Annotated in this window: 19 protein-coding genes and 2 riboswitches; of the genes, 2 read left to right on the top strand and 17 right to left on the bottom strand. The window is 42.7% G+C overall.

Translation table 11 applies throughout. The features are described from left to right. Positions 1-7: 7 nt before the first annotated feature. From ACXAEA_RS05200 to ACXAEA_RS05155, 10 genes are all read right to left on the bottom strand, one after another. A complete protein-coding gene (locus ACXAEA_RS05200) occupies positions 8-1,267 on the bottom strand; it encodes a DUF445 domain-containing protein (RefSeq protein ID WP_475094875.1) in 1,260 nt (419 codons plus the stop codon). A 173-nt stretch (positions 1,268-1,440) separates the two neighbouring features. Continuing rightward, positions 1,441-2,268, bottom strand: a complete 828-nt coding sequence (locus tag ACXAEA_RS05195) for a MetQ/NlpA family ABC transporter substrate-binding protein (RefSeq protein WP_475094874.1) — start codon at positions 2,266-2,268, stop codon at positions 1,441-1,443. A 30-nt stretch (positions 2,269-2,298) separates the two neighbouring features. Continuing rightward, on the bottom strand, positions 2,299-2,964 hold the full coding sequence (locus ACXAEA_RS05190; RefSeq protein ID WP_475094873.1) for a methionine ABC transporter permease: 666 nt from the start codon (positions 2,962-2,964) through the stop codon (positions 2,299-2,301). Then, complete coding sequence (locus tag ACXAEA_RS05185) at positions 2,954-3,967, bottom strand: methionine ABC transporter ATP-binding protein (RefSeq protein WP_475094872.1); 1,014 nt, start codon at positions 3,965-3,967, stop codon at positions 2,954-2,956. Before ACXAEA_RS05185 ends, ACXAEA_RS05190 begins: the two co-directional genes overlap by 11 nt. An 83-nt stretch (positions 3,968-4,050) precedes the next feature. Next, a riboswitch (SAM riboswitch) is annotated at positions 4,051-4,156 on the bottom strand. Positions 4,157-4,338: 182 nt separating this feature from the next. Further along, positions 4,339-4,869 (bottom strand): chromate transporter, encoded by a 531-nt coding sequence (locus tag ACXAEA_RS05180; protein ID WP_475094871.1) that lies wholly within the window; start codon positions 4,867-4,869, stop codon positions 4,339-4,341. After that, a complete protein-coding gene (locus tag ACXAEA_RS05175; RefSeq protein ID WP_475094870.1) occupies positions 4,866-5,441 on the bottom strand; it encodes a chromate transporter in 576 nt (191 codons plus the stop codon). The genes ACXAEA_RS05180 and ACXAEA_RS05175 overlap by 4 nt, the downstream gene beginning before the upstream one ends. Positions 5,442-5,625: 184 nt before the next feature. After that, positions 5,626-7,281 carry a methyl-accepting chemotaxis protein gene (locus ACXAEA_RS05170; protein WP_475094869.1) on the bottom strand — a complete coding sequence of 552 codons (1,656 nt, stop codon included), beginning with the start codon at positions 7,279-7,281 and terminating at the stop codon, positions 5,626-5,628. Between the two features lie 23 nt (positions 7,282-7,304). Then, positions 7,305-8,285, bottom strand: a complete 981-nt coding sequence (locus tag ACXAEA_RS05165) for a BMP family lipoprotein (protein ID WP_475094868.1) — start codon at positions 8,283-8,285, stop codon at positions 7,305-7,307. Positions 8,286-8,787: 502 nt separating this feature from the next. Further along, positions 8,788-9,444 (bottom strand): potassium channel family protein, encoded by a 657-nt coding sequence (locus ACXAEA_RS05160; protein ID WP_475094867.1) that lies wholly within the window; start codon positions 9,442-9,444, stop codon positions 8,788-8,790. A gap of 12 nt (positions 9,445-9,456) precedes the next feature. Beyond that, positions 9,457-10,797, bottom strand: a complete 1,341-nt coding sequence (locus ACXAEA_RS05155; RefSeq protein WP_475094866.1) for a TrkH family potassium uptake protein — start codon at positions 10,795-10,797, stop codon at positions 9,457-9,459. Between the two features lie 181 nt (positions 10,798-10,978). Further along, positions 10,979-11,120, bottom strand: a riboswitch (cyclic di-AMP (ydaO/yuaA leader). A gap of 356 nt (positions 11,121-11,476) precedes the next feature. Here ACXAEA_RS05155 and ACXAEA_RS05150 point away from each other — a divergent pair. Further along, complete coding sequence (locus ACXAEA_RS05150; RefSeq protein WP_475094865.1) at positions 11,477-12,358, top strand: diacylglycerol/lipid kinase family protein; 882 nt, start codon at positions 11,477-11,479, stop codon at positions 12,356-12,358. Between the two features lie 45 nt (positions 12,359-12,403). Here the strand turns inward: ACXAEA_RS05150 and ACXAEA_RS05145 are convergent, their stop codons facing one another. The 7 genes from ACXAEA_RS05145 to ACXAEA_RS05115 all read right to left on the bottom strand — a co-directional run bounded on the left by ACXAEA_RS05145 (position 12,404) and on the right by ACXAEA_RS05115 (position 18,590). After that, positions 12,404-14,236 (bottom strand): M6 family metalloprotease domain-containing protein, encoded by a 1,833-nt coding sequence (locus ACXAEA_RS05145; protein ID WP_475094864.1) that lies wholly within the window; start codon positions 14,234-14,236, stop codon positions 12,404-12,406. Positions 14,237-14,468: 232 nt separating this feature from the next. Next, positions 14,469-15,245 (bottom strand): sulfite exporter TauE/SafE family protein, encoded by a 777-nt coding sequence (locus ACXAEA_RS05140; protein ID WP_475094863.1) that lies wholly within the window; start codon positions 15,243-15,245, stop codon positions 14,469-14,471. A 74-nt stretch (positions 15,246-15,319) separates the two neighbouring features. Next, positions 15,320-15,547 carry a sulfurtransferase TusA family protein gene (locus ACXAEA_RS05135; RefSeq protein ID WP_475094862.1) on the bottom strand — a complete coding sequence of 76 codons (228 nt, stop codon included), beginning with the start codon at positions 15,545-15,547 and terminating at the stop codon, positions 15,320-15,322. Between the two features lie 81 nt (positions 15,548-15,628). Next, positions 15,629-16,750, bottom strand: coding sequence for an MBL fold metallo-hydrolase (locus tag ACXAEA_RS05130; RefSeq protein ID WP_475094860.1), 1,122 nt, complete (start codon positions 16,748-16,750; stop codon positions 15,629-15,631). A gap of 42 nt (positions 16,751-16,792) precedes the next feature. Further along, entirely contained in the window at positions 16,793-17,371 is a 579-nt protein-coding gene (locus ACXAEA_RS05125) for a sulfurtransferase TusA family protein (protein WP_475094859.1), read from the bottom strand. A gap of 28 nt (positions 17,372-17,399) precedes the next feature. Further along, positions 17,400-17,879, bottom strand: a complete 480-nt coding sequence (locus tag ACXAEA_RS05120; RefSeq protein ID WP_475094858.1) for a DsrE/DsrF/DrsH-like family protein — start codon at positions 17,877-17,879, stop codon at positions 17,400-17,402. A 576-nt stretch (positions 17,880-18,455) separates the two neighbouring features. Further along, a complete protein-coding gene (locus ACXAEA_RS05115) occupies positions 18,456-18,590 on the bottom strand; it encodes a hypothetical protein (protein ID WP_475094857.1) in 135 nt (44 codons plus the stop codon). 144 nt (positions 18,591-18,734) lie between these two features. Between ACXAEA_RS05115 and ACXAEA_RS05110 the strand changes: the two genes are divergently transcribed. Then, positions 18,735-18,857, top strand: coding sequence for a hypothetical protein (locus tag ACXAEA_RS05110; protein WP_475094856.1), 123 nt, complete (start codon positions 18,735-18,737; stop codon positions 18,855-18,857). Positions 18,858-18,920 lie beyond the last annotated feature (63 nt).

Here is an 18,920-nt window from a genome sequence, read left to right as displayed (position 1 = left end):
TTAAGAATCACAATATGACAAGCTTGATGATCGTCAGGCCGATGCCAATCAGGAAGCCGCAAACGGCCCCGTTGACTCTGATCCACTGCAGGTCTTTTCCCACATTGTTTTCCATCATGTCAATCAGTGTTTCGGTATCGAGTTTATCCAGGTTTTCTTTTACAAGTTTGCCGATCTTGGAGTGATTCCTTTCAATCAGCCCTGCAAGCTTGGCATGAAGCCAGCTCTCAATTCCGGCCACTTTCTCTTCATCTTGCTTTATTTCTTGGATGAATTTTTTCACGATTGGGATGACGGTATCGTCAACAAAGCTGTCTTGTTCAATGAAGGCAACGGCACGGGCCTTGGCCTTTGCTAATACTTCCTTTATTTGTCCTGACAGGTCCAGCTCGTCGACCATTTTATTTTTCCAGCTTTGGATTTCAAGCATCAATGCTTCCTGCTCGCTAACCTGGCCAAGTTCTTTGCGTATCTTCTCAAGAATCATATGGCGGTAACGATTATCATCCTGTTTGAGGTTTTTCATTCTTTTTAAAATAAAGGATTGCAGCATATTGCCGATTTTTTCTTCGGTGATCATATTGCTGAAGGACTGGATGGCAAATTTCAGCAGCCCGTCTGCCTGTGTCGTTTCGATTGCCTGCTTGCCAAGTTTGCCAAGAACCAATTTCGCTTCATCCTTAGAAGCCCATTTTTCTGTTTCATCTAAGACGTAATTAAACGCAGCGACGTCGTATTCCTTTGCTAAGACATGGTCCGAAGCCTTTTGCAGCAATACGGAGGTATCCGCCGAAAGCAGGAAGCCTTTGATTTCCTGTTCAATTGCCGGAGCAAATCGATCTGTATCGATTTTTTTTACAATATCCAGGCTGAAGGACTGGATGCTCTTTTTTACAGAATCGGAGTGCAGCTCTTTTTCAACCGTGTCGAAGATTTTATCCAGAATATGAATCTGCTTGAACTTATCCATGATGCTCTCTTTCGTGAGCCAATCATTTTCAAGCATATTGATTAACGCGTGAGTGACTTTTTCCCGATTTTTTGGCAAAAGTGCGGTATGCGGAATCGGAATGCCGAGTGGATGCCTGAATAGCGCCGTAACGGCAAACCAGTCTGCCAGTCCCCCTACGAGTCCGGCTTCAAAGCCGCCCATCAGCAGTTTGCCAATCAATGAATCATGAAATGGCATTGTCGCGATAAATCCCGCTCCCATGATCGCCAGCGAAATTGCAGCAAGATGTCTAGATTTCTGATCTCGTTTATTCATATTACTCCCTCTGTTACTGTTTGATTGGTCCTTTTTTGGCGCAGCGTTGCAACGCTTCCTGTGATTAGCCTGAAAAAGAATTCTCTTCTAATATATTAACCAATTTATAGGGGGTAAAGCTATAAAAAAGAAAAGTCCCAGGAGATCATGTCTCCTGGGACTTGTTCGTGCTGCTATTTCATCCACTCTGGCTTTCCAAATCCTTTGAATTCTTCATCGATGACTTTTTCAAATTCATCGGATTCCACTACCTCTTTGATGTCCTTTGCAAATTGTGCATTTTCATCTTTCGTATTGATGACAACGCGGTTGCGGTACTGATCTGGCATGTTTTCAAGCTGCAGCGCATCAAGTAGATCCATTTTTGCTGCAAGCGCAAAGTTTCCTGGTACTGCTGAAAGGTCGACACTTTCCACTGCTCTTGGAAGCTGAGCTGCTTCGATTGGCTTGAACTGAAGGTTCTTGACGTTGTCTTTTACATCCTTCTCAGAAACAGTGAGCGGGTCTGCATTCGTATCAAGAGTGATCAGCCCTGCATCTTCAAGAATCAGGAAAGCACGTGCTGCATTTGTCGGATCATTTGGGATCGCGATGGCAGAACCTTCTGCTACTTCATCCAATGACTTGAATTTCTTAGAGTAGATGCCCATTGGCGCTGTCGGCACGACGATGACTTCTGATAGCTCAAGATTATGTTCTTTCGCGAAGTTTTCCATATAGACTTTGTGCTGGAAAAGGTTTGCGTCAAGGTCTCCTTTGGACAATGCCAGGTTCGGCTGGATGTAGTCACTGAATTCGACGACTTTTACTTCATAGCCTTTTTTCTCAAGGAGAGGCTTGATGCCTTTCGTGACCATATCGCTGTAAGGTCCGGATGTCGCCCCTAATGTTACCTGTTTTTTGTCTGCGCTTGCCTCACCATTTGAGGCAGAGTCACTGCCGCATGCAGCAAGCAGACCGATTGATAATAACAATACTAATGCGAAGAATAATTTTTTCATTTTAACATAACCCCCAATTTTTTTTATCTTTTATCTTTTATCTACTACTCTTGCAATTCTGTCCCCGCCGAACTGAATCAGCTGAACGAGGCAAATCAAAATGATGACGGTCGTGATCATAATGGTATTGTCGTACCTGTAATAACCGAAACGGATCGCCAGGTCACCCACTCCGCCACCTCCGACGATACCAGCCATAGCTGAGTACGCAACCAGGCTGATGATTGTAATCGTGACTCCCTGTACAATGCCCGGCTTTGCTTCAGGTATCAGGACATCCTTGATGATCATCCATGGAGTCGCGCCTGTTGCCACTGCTGCTTCGATGACACCTTTATCGATTTCCCGCAAGCTTTGCTCTACGATTCTCGCAAAAAATGGGATCGCCGCGACCGATAGAGATACAGATGCAGCAGTCGGCCCGATTGTCGTGCCGGCAATCAAATTCGCCAATGGCAGCAATGCAATTAACAGGATGATAAAAGGAACGGAGCGGATCATATTGACGATGAAACCGGCAATGTTTTTGAAAATCTGATTTTCCAGGAAAAGGCCTTTGTCAGTGACAAAGAGCAGCACTCCTGTAGGGAGGCCCACGATAATCGCCACAAGGATGGAGATTCCGACCATGTAGATTGTTTCGAAGAATGCTTTGTTCAATTCCGGCAGCATTGAAATAATGTTATCAAGCAGCATCGTGAATCACCTCCAAGTTTTTCGTCCTTGCTGCGATATACGCAATGGCACGGTCTATCTCATCGTGATCTCCAGAAACCTCCATTATGAAGATTCCTAATGGGATGTCTTGAATATACTCAATCTTCCCGTGGAGGATATTTCCCCTCACCTTGAATTTTTGGAATACATCCGAGATCACGCCCTGCTCGGCAATCTCACCCTCGAAATAAATCTTGATCAGTTTGCCATCCCGTTCTCCAAGAAGCCTTTCCGGAAGCTCGAATTGGAGGATGGAGTTGACGAAGTCCTTTGTGAGCGGCTGCTGCGGATTGGCAAAAACATCATAGACATTGCCCTCTTCAATGATTTTGCCATCCTGCATGACGGCCATCCTGTCGCAGATTGTTTTGACCACTTCCATCTCATGAGTGATCAAGACAATCGTGATGCCAAACTCTCTATTAATCTTTTTCAGTAAAGCTAAAATAGAGCGGGTGGTGCTTGGATCAAGAGCCGAGGTCGCTTCATCGCATAACAGGACGGATGGATTATTCGCCAATGCTCTGGCAATGCCGACACGCTGTTTTTGGCCGCCTGACAACTGAGCGGGATAGACATCTTTCTTATCCGAAAGGCCGACCATATGTAAAAGCTCTAGTACTCTTTCATTTATTTCTGCTTTCGGAGTGCCGGCAGCTTTTAACGCAAAAGCTATGTTTTCACTCACTGTCCTGGCGCTAACAAGATGAAAATGCTGAAAAATCATTCCAATTTTCAAGCGGGCTTTCCTTAATTTACTCTTGTTCAAAGATGTAAGCTCGACACCGTCAATGATAATTTCACCCGATGTCGGCTTTTCAAGGAGATTGAGGCATCTGATCAAAGAACTTTTCCCCGCACCGCTATATCCGACAATTCCATAGATTTCTCCCTTTTCAATTCTCAATGAAACATTGTCAACGCCTGTGACTTTCCCCTTTTTTGTTTCATATAACTTGACCAGCTTCTTTACTTCGATCATGCTTCACACCCCCGGCTCATGATTTCTGAAAAATAAAAAATGCCTCTTTCATTCATAGAAAGAGGCATCGTAAGCATCTATACGACTTATCTTTCAGAATGAAAACATTCTGCAGGAAGTGGCACCTTTCCTAAAAAGGAGGTTGCCGGACGTCATAGGGCCTAATCCCTCGGTCACTCTTGATAAGTTTCTTATTAAATTAATTTCGATAATTGAAATATTAAAACCATCTGATTAGTTTGTCAACATTGTTTTTTCAGTAAATAACAATTGGTATCGCTTACATCATTGGGAGAGTAAGAGGAAAATTTTTTCAGTTGATTGTCATTTGACTGAATAGAACAGCCGGTGATAAAACAAAAAAACCTTGTTCATGATAGAACAAGGGCTCCATAAAGAAGTGCTCCGGCGACGACATAGGCTGGATGAACTTTCATTTTTTCCATCAGGACGAAGCTGATTCCGCCGATGAGGATTGTCTGCAGCATGCCGACTCCTTCATAGGAGGAGAAGAAGAAATCATAGGTCATTATTCCAAGCAGCACGGCAATGACTGGCCTGACAACAATGGTCAGCCTTTTTACCTTTGGCGAATCCTTGAACTTCATCAGCAGGCCAAGCAGGCTGATCATTAAAATCAGGGATGGGGCCACAGTGGCAAAAACACCGACTGCGGCGCCGATCATTCCACCCTCGACATAACCAATATAGCCGGCCATCTTTGTAGCAATTGGTCCTGGCAATGCATTGCCCATTGCTAGAACTTCACTGAATTCATTGACTGTCATCCATTTATAACGGTCTACTACTTCATTTTCTATTAGCGGAATGGAGGCCGGTCCGCCGCCATACCCCAAAATCCCAGGGATGAAAAAGGCCAGAAAGATCTGGAAATAAATCATTGCTGTCCGTCTCCCTCTTGTTTATTTTCAGGTGTGGAAGCGTCTTTTTTAAACAAGGCACCCAGCAGCAGGACGAAGATCAATATTGCAGGATGCAAATGCAGGAACTGCACCAGAACCAGACTCCCAATCAGCGCAACAGCCGTCCATCCCCAGCCAAGCTTTGAGGTACCTGATTTCTTGATGAAATCCCATGTAAGCACAGCCAGCATGACCGCAACCACTGGCACAACAGCGTCTGCCATTCCTTTAACCCAGGGCTCGTCCTTATATGAATTCAGGCCCGTCAATAGCAGGATCATCAGGATAATCGTCGGGATCATCGTGGCTGACAAGGCAGTGATCATTCCCAGGAAACCACCTACACGATAACCAATATAACCGGCCATCTTGGTCGCGATCGGTCCTGGCAATGCATTTCCGAGGGCAAGAATGTCACCGAACTCATCAGAGTCCATCCATTTATATTTTTCTACCACTTCCTTATGCACAAGGGGAATCGACGAAGGACCACCGCCATATCCGAGGATTCCAACACGAAAAAACGCAAAGAATAAATCTGCCTGTTTCAATTCTTCACCTACTCATCTAATAGTCCGTCAAAACAGTCACTAGTTTATGCTTCTTTTTTCTTATTATAGACTCATAAGAGCCCTGCTGCATGACATAAAGCAAACACGACTTTAATAATATTTCCCTGATAGAAAAGTTTCCGTAAAAAAGTACCATAGCGACAAGCTATGATACTTTTTCAAATTACTGATTAAATTTGAAAACAGACACTGAGTCGTTTAAATCATTTGTCAGCTTTCGTAAATCTGTAACCTTGCGAGATAAGTTGCCGAAAGCGGATAATTGCTCAGCAGTGGATGCGGAAATTTCTTCACTTCCTGCAGCTGTCTCTTCAACGACTGCACTGATCGATTCAACATTATAAAGGACCTTAGCGCCAAGTTCTTTTGATGCCTCCATGCCCTTAACCAAGTGTGATATTTTTTCCGAGATGCCGGTCACCTTTGATTCAATGTTTTCAAATGCTGTCATCGTTAAGTTCATAGAATTCATCTGTTCATCTGCGATGATTCCACCCTTATTCACTGCGTCAGCGATTTCATCGAGTCCATTTTTGAGCAAGTTGACCACATCAAATATTTGAGTGGTGGCAGTGTTCGATTCCTCTGCCAGTTTCCTGACTTCTGAAGCAACGACCGCAAACCCTTTCCCTGCTTCACCAGCCCTCGCTGCTTCGATCGCCGCATTTAAGGCCAATAGGTTTGTCTGCGCCGCAATTGCCGAAACGGCTGAAGCCATGTCTTCAATTTTGGCTGCATAGCCGAAGAATTGATCGGTCGCAGCCTGTATTGAATATGAAGCATTCTTATTTTCAGTAATCAAAACCTTCTGCTGCTCGATCGCTTCTCTGCCTTCACCAATAGCATCCACCGTTTCCTTGCTATAGGAAGAGGATTCCTGGGTATGATCCAGGTTAAGCATTATTTCTTTATCCATATCTTCAATCAGCTGGACAGATTGCTGTAAATCCTCTGAAACATTTTGCGCTCCCGCAGACAGTTCATCCGTTGAGACAGCGACCTGATTAGAGATTTCAGTAAGCGAAACATTTTCCTGTTCGATCTCCTCAGCAAAGTTCTCCACTTCCTTGCTCGCTATATTGACCTTTTGCAGCAAAGCAGTCAATTGTTTAGCCATCAATTCGAAGGACTCATTCAATATTCCCAGCTCATCTTTGTATTTATACGAAACTTTATCGATCATTAAATTCCCTTTGGCAATTTCCTGTGCATTCACAGCGATTTGTTTCAGCGGTTTTGTGATTGAACTAGTCAGCCTGATTCCTATTCCCCCAGCAACTACGATCAGCAGAATACTGCCAATGATAGCAGAGAGAATGATGAACTGGATTTGATTCTTCAAGTCCTCTTGTAAGAAATCATAATGTTCATTTACCTGGATATTCAGGAGATGAAGATCATTCAGCACACCCTCGCTGCGAAGTGACTGCCTCTTCACTTCTGCGCTGCTTTTCTCATCAAGAGCTTTTTCTGCTTCTGATTGAAGAGAAGTGAATTTTTCAAATGCCTTGTCCAGCACCTTTTTGCTTTCGCCTTGTTTAATAAGACTTTGTGCCTTAGTAAAAATCTGAGTCGTTTTCTCCATTTTTGCCAGGGCTTCCTGTCTATTGCCTTCTGTAGGGTTAAAAGAAAAATTACTAAGTGATTGCTTCGCAGCTGATGTTTCCGCCTGAAGGTTCTGCACTGTCAGCAATACTTGTACATAATCCTGGTTCGATGCCTGAACCATCAGCATCCTGTAAATGATGAACGAAATCATCACAACCGATAAACCAATGGCCAGTAATAAGTTAAGCAGCAACTTCTTCTTGATTGTCATGTTGGTTCCTCCAGTAGCAGCTGTTAATCCAGCTGGATTGAAACTTCATTCCTTGATAGTTTAGCTTCCAAATCCTTTAAGTTTTTTTCCTGCTCAGGAGTAAGCTTTATCACCCTGATTGGTGCAAGGCCAACTCCTTTTTCGTTTATGCCCAGCTCGATTTGTTTTGCAGCAAGCTTCTTTTCTGACTGAAATTCCTTGACTGTTTCATAGAGCGCGACATCCACATTTTTCAGCATGGAGGTAATGATTGCTTTTTCAGCAAAAAAGTACTGATCGCTATCCACACCAATTGCAAATTTCTTCTTTGCTTGAGCTTCCTTCAATACACCAACGCCTGTAAAACCAGCCGCAGCATAGAGAACGTCCGCTCCTTCATCAATCATCCCCGAAGCGATTTTTCCGCCAAGTTCTGCGTTTCCAAAATCATTTGCATAGACAACCTTCACCTCTGCAGCTGGGTTCACGGATTTCACTCCCTGTTCAAACCCTGCCTTGAACTTATGGATCAGCGGTACATCAGCTCCCCCTATGAAACCGACCTTATTGGACTTTGATGTCATCCCCGCAACTGCACCTACAAGGAAACTTCCCTGTTCTTCTTTAAAAGTGATGGAAGTGATATTATCCAGTTCAGAAACTGAATCAACTAATATAAATTGTTGTTCAGGATACTTCTTTGCTACCTTCTCAAGGTCCTCAAGAACCATGAATCCTAAGCCGATGACAAGATCGTTTCCTTCTTCCACAAGCTCTGAAAATCCTTTTTCATAAGTGCCTACGGCTTGTAATTCTCTATAATCAAAGAGGATGTCAAGTTCATCTCTAGCCTTGGTAAGACCCGCAAATGCAGCATCACTAAACGACTGATCACCTAGTCCGACGTCAGACAACATAATGCCGATTTTAACCCTCTCTTTGGCTTTCATTTCAGTAGTTGTGCATCCACCAAGGGTGCCAATCAATAAAAATAATACTAAAAATTTGCTTATAATCCGTTTCATCTTGTTGTCATGCTCCTCCTATTAATTAAGGCGTGTTCATTAGCTTGTTTCTATTAACTGATAAGCAACAATCAATAATGAATACAGCCTTTAATAAAATTCCCGCATTTATTTAATCGACCATATAAACTTTTTGTTTATGCTGGAATGCAAAGTCTATCTATTGTCAATTTTCTAAATTCCGGAAAATTACAGCTGTGTTTTTACAAAAAGGCTGTGTTAAATTAGACTGTTGATTTCCGTTCCAGGCGCTTCGCTTTCCGCGGGGCTGACGCTGAGCCTCTTCGTCGCAAGCTCCTGCGGGGTCTCATCTGTCCAGCTGATCCCGCAGGACATTGATTTTGCTTCTTTGAATCCGCCCACGCACGATGGAAATGCGTTAGCATTTTCGGAGGAGTCTGCGCGCCTTCCACTCCAATCAACAGGACTTAAAAACAACATTTAGATTTAACACAACCTACATAAAAAAACAGACTGTTGATAAACAGTCTGCCAGATTGGATTATTTAATTTTCGTGAACCGGTTCAAGTCGCCGTTTTCTCCGAGTACAATCAGAATATCCTCTGCTCTCAGGGTTTTCTCCGGATCTGGTGAAATATCGACCTTGTTAGCCGTTTTCACGCCGATAACCGTGATATTGTACTTTGCCCGCAGATTGATTTCAATCAGGTTTTTGCCAGCCATGCTCATTGGGAGTTTGATTTCCTCAATGCTGTAGTCATCTGAAAGTTCGATGAAATTCAATACATTCGGCGATGCCATCAGCTGGTGCGCGACCCTTTCACCCATGTCCCGTTCAGGGAAAATGACTTTGTCTGCACCGACTTTGAACAATACCTGCGCATGGTGCTTATTAAGCGCTTTGGCTACGACGTTGGAAACTCCCATTTCTTTTAGAATTAGAACGGTAAGGATACTTGCCTGGATGTCATCGCCGATCGCAACGATGACTGTATCAAAGTTCCTGATTCCAACCGCTTTCAACGTCTGCTCATCTGTGGAATCCCCGATTACCGCATGGGTCACATGTTCCTTGTATTCCTCGATATATTGTTCCTTCTTATCGATTGCCAGTACTTCATGTCCTTCATTATAGAGGGTCGTTGCTACACTTGAGCCAAAACGTCCCATCCCGATTACTGCGAATTGCCTTGCCATAATTACATCCTCCTACCCAATCATCACTTTTCCAGCAGGATATCGGTAATGATCTTCTTTTCTTTTTCTCGCTACTGCAAAAGCTAGTGTCAGCGGTCCAACACGGCCCGCGAACATTGTAATGGTTATCAATATTTTTCCGTATGATGACAATTCTGGCGTCAACCCCATCGATAGACCGACAGTCGAAAATGCTGATACTGCCTCAAAGAATATCATCAAGAAATCTTTTCCCGGTTCTGTAATGGTCAACACCATTGTAATCGTTATGATTAAAAAAATTGCAATGAGTGTAACCGTCAAAGATTTTGAAACAATGGTGTAATCCAGCCTTCTGCCAAAGAAGGTGACATCTTCCCTGCCGCGGATCTGCGACTTAACGGCACCAATCAGGACAGCAAAAGTCGTTGTCTTGATTCCTCCGCCTGTCGACCCTGGAGAAGCACCAATGAACATCAGGAAGATGATCAAAAATAATGTAGACTGCTTCAAATCAGGGATATTTAATGTATTGGATCCCGCAGTCCTTGGAGTGACCGCCTGGTATAGCGCACCGAATATTTTGCCGGACCAGGACATTGGCTTCAATGTAGATGGATTATTGAATTCAAGAATAAAAATCAGGAGTGCTCCACCAACTACAAGAATGCCTGAAACAGCCAGCGCCATTTTGGAGTGCAATGACAAGCGCCTTGTGCTGCGATATTCAACTAATTCGTTCATGACGATAAAACCGATACCGCCGAGGCTGATCAAGGAGACCAGCGTAATATTGACGATAGGATCATCAGCATAGGCAGTAAGTCCGCGGAAACCGCCCATTAAATCAAACCCGGCATTGTTGAAGTTTGAAACGGCATGGAAAAAGCCAAAATAGATTGCCTTTCCAGCAGCCATATCCTGCGAGAACCTCAATGATAAAAGGATTCCCCCGGCAATCTCGACTACCGCTGTAAAAATCAGCAGTCTCTTTACAAGCCTCACCACACCTTCAACAGTGGTGTTGTTCAACGACTCCTGGATAACCAGACGCTCTTTGAATGAGATCCTTTTCCCCAGAATGAATGCGAGCAAGGTGGCAAAGCTCATAAATCCCAGCCCGCCAATCTGAATCATCGAAAGGATGACCATTTCACCAAACCGTGTGAAGGTATCTCCGGTATCCACTACAACCAGTCCAGTCACACATGTAGCAGAGGTTGCAGTGAATAGTGCATCCAGGAAAGTCAATCCGTTTCCATCGGTTGTAGCTGAAGGCAATGACAGCAGCAATGCACCCATCAGGATGATCGTCCCAAAACCCAGGACGAGTACTTTGGGAGGGTCCAGCCGAAAAAACAATTTCCTGCGCATGATGTTTCCTTCTTTCCTTAGTATGAGGAATTATGCGTTTAATATTTCCTTGCAGGGACTTTGTCTTAACTGGATTCTAAAATAGTCGACATATTTAAAATCAAAGCAAAACAAAAAAGCCCCCAGAGGCTAAAGATAATAGCCTTGTGGACTTTTGAACAGACTCGTCACACAAGCTCCATCTTCCTCTTCTGCAACGCTTGCGAAGTTAGCTGTCGGATTAGGACTGAGAATAGCCCCGCCTTTTTAAAGGCTTCACCCCAAGTGGATTGTATCCACAAAGTTGGTTCCCCCGCTCCAATTGGATTCAGCGATTTAGAAATATGAAACTCATTAAATTTGGCTCTTCCCGTAAACATTAATGCTTTCACATTTTAACGATTTCGGTTACGAAAAGAGTTTTTGTTTCAGCAGAAATCTGAAACTGTTGTAATCATACTCCTCTCCCATTCCAGTTGTAAAGCATGAAAAGTACGCTAAAAATAACCCTTTTTACCCAATTTTAACGGATACCATTGGCTTATCACAGGTTATCTCACTGAATCGCAGTTTTTCTTCGTTTTTTGTTTATTTTACTAAGTATGCAGGACTGAACATCTTGCGCGGTTTATAGTCCATCAATTAAAGGTAAATAATAGGGTTGATAAAAGCTTGAGAATCGAAATGCTGGAGGTTGTCGATGATGAAAGCCATGATCATTATGAATCCATCATCCGGAAAAGAAAAAGCGAACGAGTATGTACAGAAAATAGAGGAAACCCTTCGAGGGAAATATGATGATATAGAAATCAGGAAGACAGAAAAAGAAGGCGATGCTGCCGCTTTTGCAACAGAGGCTTGCATTGCTTTATATGATGCTGTCATTGCAATGGGAGGCGACGGGACGATTAATGAAGCGATCAACGGGCTCTCTGAACAGGAACATCGCCCTGCTTTGGGAATCATTCCACTGGGAACGATCAATGATTTTGCTCGGGCACTTAATGTACCTCTTAATCCATATGAAGCTATTTCGATATTGGAGAACCAAAACCTGCGCCCTGTGGATGTCGGCAAGACCAATGAGGCTTATTTTGCGAATGTATTGGCTGTGGGCTCAATTGCTGAAGCGTCCTATAATGTCACTCCAGAACAAAAAACAAGGCTCGGGTCACTTGCTTATTTCATGGAGGGTGCCAAATCGTTTTTGAGCGGTGATTCTATGGAGTTATCGGTTGAGCATGATACAGGCAAGTGGGATGGCGAGGCCTTTCTATTACTTGCGGCACTGACAAATTCTGTTGGGGGCTTTGAAGCCCTTGCTCCGGACGCAAGTGTGGATGATGGAAAATTCCATGCTTTTATCATTAAAAAAGTATCCATCCCGAAAATTGCCACTCTCATTCCTTCGTTGCTGAAAGGTGAACTGAATGAAAGTGAAGAAGTGGAATATATCCGGACAGCCTTTCTTAATGTGACTTCCCCAAAAGCGCATATAGTGAATATCGATGGTGAAGAAGGGGAGCCATTGCCATTCGAGGCCAAAGTCCTTCCAGGCCATTTGAATGTGTTCGTTTCATAAAATAAAAACCTGAGCAGGGACATACCTCGCTCAGGTTTTTTTGAATTATTTTACGCTTGAGTTAAAGTTATAGAAGAATTTAGCTGTAATTGAACCGTCTTTGTTTTCAACGATGTTCGTTACGTGAATTCCAGAGTCAGCAGGTGTATTACTAAAGCCTTTCCAGAAGTAGTAAGAACCCGTGTGTACATTTCCTGATACAGGAGTGATTTTGCTGCCAGTCTTGAAGAAGTCGCCTGCATCTCCGCGGTTTAAGTTCTTTTCAAGATCGTATAAGCCATCTGCCTGAAGGACAGATAATCCATAGTGAGTTACCACGTCGCCATTGCTTGCCGTCTGTGTCTGATTGTACTGGAAGCGCTTGTTCATCCAGTTTTCAACATTGTTCGGACGGAAACCAGCAGTCTGGTACAGGTTGATGATATTTTCATCGACATGCCATGCAACCAGGCCGTGGGCATCTTCACCCTGACGAACCATCCCTTTATTAAAGCCGTCCTGCTGCATATTTTCAAATAAGAAGTATTCCGTGCCGTTTGAGCCTGGAACTTCCATTTTGACGATTCCATTATCAGCTGTCGCTAAGTTGGCAGCTGGCAAAGTGATTTCCTTAACTTCACCTGGCTTGACTTCAATTGGGTTAGCCCATCCTAAGAAAATCTTTGAGAACGGATCGAAGTGTGTCGGAGAGTTCCCGCCGTATTCAGGCTTATTAGGATAGCGCATCCATGAACCGCCAGCCATCATCGAGTAGTTTCCTACACCTTCGGAAGTATATACAGTATCATAGAAGTCTGGCAATCCTAGAGCATGTCCAAATTCGTGAGCATATACGCCAGTTTGCACTGGGAATGGTCCAGTCTTCTTATCATCACTATAAGTGTTTGTCGCTGCATCGAAGCCGGCAACGTTACCGCCAATACCAGGCTGGATGTTGTAGTTATTGACGATTACTCCATCGTACGTCATGTCTTCTTTAATCGTCTTATCAATCCACTCACCTTCGTCCATACCCTCATGCTGAGGAGTTGGAGTTCCAGTTTCATAGTATTTGCCATAGTATAATGCGCTTAAGATATTCCATTTATGAGACCAGAACTGACCTGGATCGCGGCTGTATTCAGCACCTGTTCCTTCATGGACGACAAATACGTTTGGAACTTCCCCATCAACAGCATACTGAGAGAAATCAACCTGTTCGTCAGCAGACTTTAAGAGATCGCGTACGAATTCGCCAGTATGAGCGTCTCCATTTACGTTCCCAAGCTTATATACTCCACCTTCAGCATATGTTCCCTCTTGGTCTAGATAGTAGGAAGCCCCCTTCGGCATTTCTACCCATACAAATTCGGTGTTTTCTTTGCGGACCAAATTAACTTTCCCATAGCTTGATTCCTTATAGGCATTTTGCATTGTACGGTCTTTAGGTACATCTGGACCATCATATTTCTTGAATTGTTCAAGTTCGTACGGGTTATATTCAGTACCAAAAATTAAATCTTCATAATACTTTGGTGGTACCTGGCCTGGCATATCTCCAATCGGCTCATCACCATTAGGATATTTAGCCAAAAGAACTAGAACAGGAACATCTCCGGTAGCTTCACGGTATGCCACATGGTTGTCGCCAGGCTGCTGAAACTTTGCTCCAGCCTGGGCAGCCTTTTCAGCTGGATCGACTTTTGAAATATCAATTCCTAATTCCTTTGCTCGATCAACAAGCTCAGGAGCTGCACCGATATGGTGCGCAAGGCTTATTTCATATTTACTGTGGTAATTTGTTGCAGAATCATTTGCACTGACACCAGCGAATACTGCACTGCCCGCCAAAGCAAGAGACAAAGCTGAAGTAGAAAGGACTTTTAACAATTCACTCACTCCCTATTAAAATATTTCTATTGCCTAAATAATATTAAATATTCAGTAAATTCTAAATAGGGAAAAGGTATTGTTTGATATTTTTTAATGTAAGTAAAAAGACTTATATTTCTTAATTTTCTATTATTTTTTAGTATTTTGCCATAATAATCCATTTAATTCCGTTTCTTATTCTTCTCCAAAAATAAAAAGAAGCTTCGCATCAGAGCGAAGCCTTCACTTCAAAAAGATTTTAAAGAATATCCATCCAAATCTTGATAGCAGTCCCTAGAATCAATGCTGCCAGGATGTATTGAAGAATTTTCGTGTTCACTTTTTTACCAGCATTTGCACCGAGTGGCGAAGCAATAAGACTCGCTACTACCATGATCAGTGCTGGCCAGAATTCTACCTGTCCAGTGGCAAGTTTCCCAACTGTTGAACCGATTGAAGAGATGAATGTAATGGCCAGTGAAGTTGCGATTGTCATTCTTGTAGGGATTTTCAGGACAACAAGCATGATTGGCACAAGCAGGAATGCTCCAGCTGCACCTACGATACCTGCACCTACACCTACGATGAATGCGAAGAATGCTGCGAGCCATTTATTGAATGTTACCTGGTCAAGAGGGATGTCATCGACATTCTTTTTCGGAACAAACATCATGACAGCCGCAATCAAAGCAAGAATACCGTAAACAACGTTAATGCCGCCTTCGGACATGAATCGTGAACCATAGCTTCCGATCAGTGAACCGACTAGAATGCTGGCACCCATATAAATGATCAAAGTCTTGTTCAAGTATCCGCCTTTGCGGTAAGCCCAAACACCGCCGATTGTTGCGAAGAACACCTGGACTGCACTGATACCTGATACTTCATGGGCACTGAAAGCTGCAATTCCAAACAATGGCGGAATGTATAATAGCATAGGATATTTAATGATGGAACCGCCGATTCCAACCATCCCGGAAATATAAGAACCGATAAAACCAATTAAAAAGATGACGATCAAATAAGTAAAATCCATTCTGGCTTCCTCCCTCTCAATAACTGAAATTTATTTAAACATAAGAAAAGGGAGACAAGCTCCCCCTTTTTCAATTACGCTTTCTTCATCCAGAACTTGAGCACACCGTTATCTTCTTCGTGCTTCAGAAGTTCGTTACCAGTGGATTGTGCCCAGGCAGCTAGATCTTTTACAGCGCCTTTGTCAGTTGTATGAATTTCTAATACATCACCTGATTGGAGATCAGCGATTGCTTTCTTTGTCTTCACGATTGGCATTGGACATGCTAATCCTTTTGCGTCTAATACTTTTGCTACGTTCATGTTAAAATCCTCCTTGGTTGTGTGAACTCGTAAAATTTTGCAGGTTAATAGTAGAACTATCTCTCCTGAATGTTATTTGATTTATCTTACCGCACAGCGGTTTGGCCCAATTTCCATTTCTCTTTGCTTCTCATCATCAGGGCTGATTTTCCCCATGTTAGTTTCACGGATTTCCTGGTATGCATTCGGCTGTGGAGGCAGATTTTCAGTGACAAGCTTTCTGAATTCTGCTTCGTCTTCGATGTTCAAGCCGTGGTTCTTAGCGAACAATGTACCTAGCTTTTCAGATACGCTTCCATCTTCATTCAACTCTTCAATGATCATGAAATGAGCTGGCAGAACAACTAGATCATCTGAAAGCTGCTTGTAGCGAGTGTATAGTGAGTTTCTTAAGTCTGTAACCCAGTCCTCAGCTTTACCAGCCAAATCTGGTCGCCCAATTGAGTCAATGAATAGTATGTCTCCAGATAAAAGGAATTTTTCATCCACTACAAATGATGTTGAGCCGATCGTGTGGCCTGGAGTGTACAATGCGTTAATATCAATGTTCGTTTCACCGATTTTCACATTATTTCCATCTTCGAGAGCCTGGTAGCTGAAAGTAACTTCCTCAGCATCTTTTGGTGGCAGCCAGTATGCTGCTCCAGTTGCTTCAGCAATTTTTCTGCCGCCTGAAATGTGGTCAGCATGAAGGTGCGTATCAAATACATGCTTGATTTCAACGCCAAGCTCCTTAGCAAAGTCAAGGTACACATCTGTCATTCTTGTAGCATCGATCAATGCAGCTTCACCGTTGGAAACGACCGCGTAAGAAAGGCAGCCTTTACCGATACGGACGAATTGGTACATAGCTCCGCCATCTTTAAGATCTCCAACCTTAACTGGTTCAAGGTGCTCGCTCCAAGCTTTCATGCCGCCCTGAAGATAAGAAACTTCACGGCCTGCTTCTTCAAGCATTTCAGCAACCATAACAGAAGAACCTTCTTTCGCACATACTACAAGGACTTCTTTGTCAGTTGGGACTTTATCAAGGATTTCTTCTACACCATCAAGAAGATCAAAGTAAGGAATGTTCAGGTATTCGAACTTCTCACCTTCGATTTTCCAATCATTGAAGTCGCTCTCGTTGCGGACATCAAGGATGAAAAATGGTTCTTTATTGAAAACTTTTTTAGTAACTTCTTTAGACGTCATTGCTTTCATATTTACACTTACCTCCCAGGGTATAATTTTATCAAAAAAATATTATTTTACTTTTGATTCAACAGGGCCGTTCCATTCAGACATTCCCGGCACCACGTTCCAGACATTCTCGAAGCCATTGCTTGATAGTGTTTGGGAAGCCATATCGCTTCTGTTGCCTGTACGGCAAACAACCAGGATTGTTTTTGATTTATCAAGTTCACCCAGTCGGTTTTCCAAATCACCAAAAGGAATCGAAACAGCGTTAGGAATATGTCCGAAAGTATATTCTGCTGGTTCCCTTACATCAAGGACAACAACATCCTCATTAGCTTCAAGTTTCTTGATGAGATCATCATTTGAAACTACATTCGGATATTTTGTTTCTTCCGTTTCTTCACCTGAACCGCCTTTGCGGATGTAGTGCTTTAAAACGTCCCCTTCTTCAATCGTTCCAAGATATTGGTTTCCAGAGCTCTTTGACCAAGCCTGAATATCCGCTCTGGAACCTTTATCCGTTGCAAGCACTTCTAAAACCTCGCCTGGATTTAAATTATTGATCGCTTTCTTCGTTCTGACGATCGGCATCGGGCAAGCAAGCCCTTTTGCGTCGATCGTAGCATTCGTTTTTACAGTTTCCATTTGTAGACCTCCATTTAAAAAGTATCTATTAGATGAACAGGTTAACGTTGCCGTCTTCAGCGTCAGCAAGATATGCTGCTACACCGGCGAATTCAACGCCTTCCATGATCTCTTCGTGTTTAAGACCAAGCAAATCCACTGTCATTTGGCATGCAACAAGCTTAACATCCTGTTCCTTTGCCATTTCAATCAAGTCTGGAAGCGGCATCGCATTGTGCTTCTTCATGACATCCTTGATCATTTTAGGACCAAATCCTGCAAAGTTCATTTTAGAAAGGCCCATTTTGTTCGCGCCTCTTGGCATCATTTTGCCGAACATCTTTTCAATAAACGTTTTGTCAGCCTGGATCGGCTCATCTTTCCTCAAAGCATTCAATCCCCAGAATGTATGGAAGATTGTCACCTCGTGATCGTATGCAGCTGCACCATTGGCAATGATGTAAGCAGCCATAACCTTGTCATAATCCCCACTGAATAAAACGATCGTTGTTTTTTTCTGTTCTCCCATTGTCTTTCTCCCCCTTTTAATATTTACGGTAACGGGTATTTTTCTTTGTAAAAAAATATCTATCTTTTATAACGTGATTACGTTGTTAAATACCTTACAGGGTATATATTATATAAAATCAATATCTTTGTCAACAGTAATAATGAACTTTTTATGACTTTTTTTCTTTTCTATATTTCTAAAAGGCTGTGTTGAACTTTGGCTGTTGATTTCCGTTCCAGGCGTTTCGCTTTCCGTGGGGCTGGCGCTGAGCCCACTGGAGTCTGCGCGCCTTCCACTGCAATCAACAGGACTTAAAAACAACAATATGCTTTAAAACAGCCTTTTTAAAAAACTGACCTATTAAGTTATCTTATGTTAAATGTTTTGTATCTTTGATTAGAAATATCAATTTGATGGATTTTTCTATTTGAAAAATGAATGTTGAATGTATTGAGAAGCTAAATATATTTAATAGAAGAAAAAGAGTTATGCGAAGATAATTTCAACTGGAATGAGTGTGAGAGTATTAGGAACAAATAGCCTAACAAATGGATCTTTATAATTAGCAGATTGTAAAGATTGTACCAGGCTGACTTAGTCCTCATCAAGCATTCTATATTTGATGCTTTCATCGTAAAGACCGTTTTTCTTGCTCCAATACCAGATGATGCCTGCTGATGCTGTGAATGCGAACATGACCATTAATAAGATCCAAGCTCCTGCCGCCATTATTGCACCTCCTTTATAGAATAGTCTCATACTCCCGAATTACTCTAACAGAAATCCCGGAAACCGTCCAGCGTATATTTTTGGGGTTGTCAAAAAAAATCAATGGGATTAAAATGTGGTGAAATTAATTGAGGAGGTAAAATCATGGAGCATCAATCATTGGGATTGTATTTTGATTTCCTTTACTACATCGGAGTCCCTATCCTTATCATCTTTATCCTTGATACAATCCGCAAAAAGTACAATAAAAAAGAAGAACAGAACTAAGCATTACCTTCCAGAGCGGTTTAATCACGCTCTGTTTTTTTTTGCCAAAAATGTTAAAAAAGG

This window comes from Mesobacillus sp. ABV4_180, from assembly GCF_056158485.1.
The sequence above is the reverse complement of the archived record's forward strand: the minus strand, read 5'-3'. Positions and strand labels throughout refer to the sequence as shown.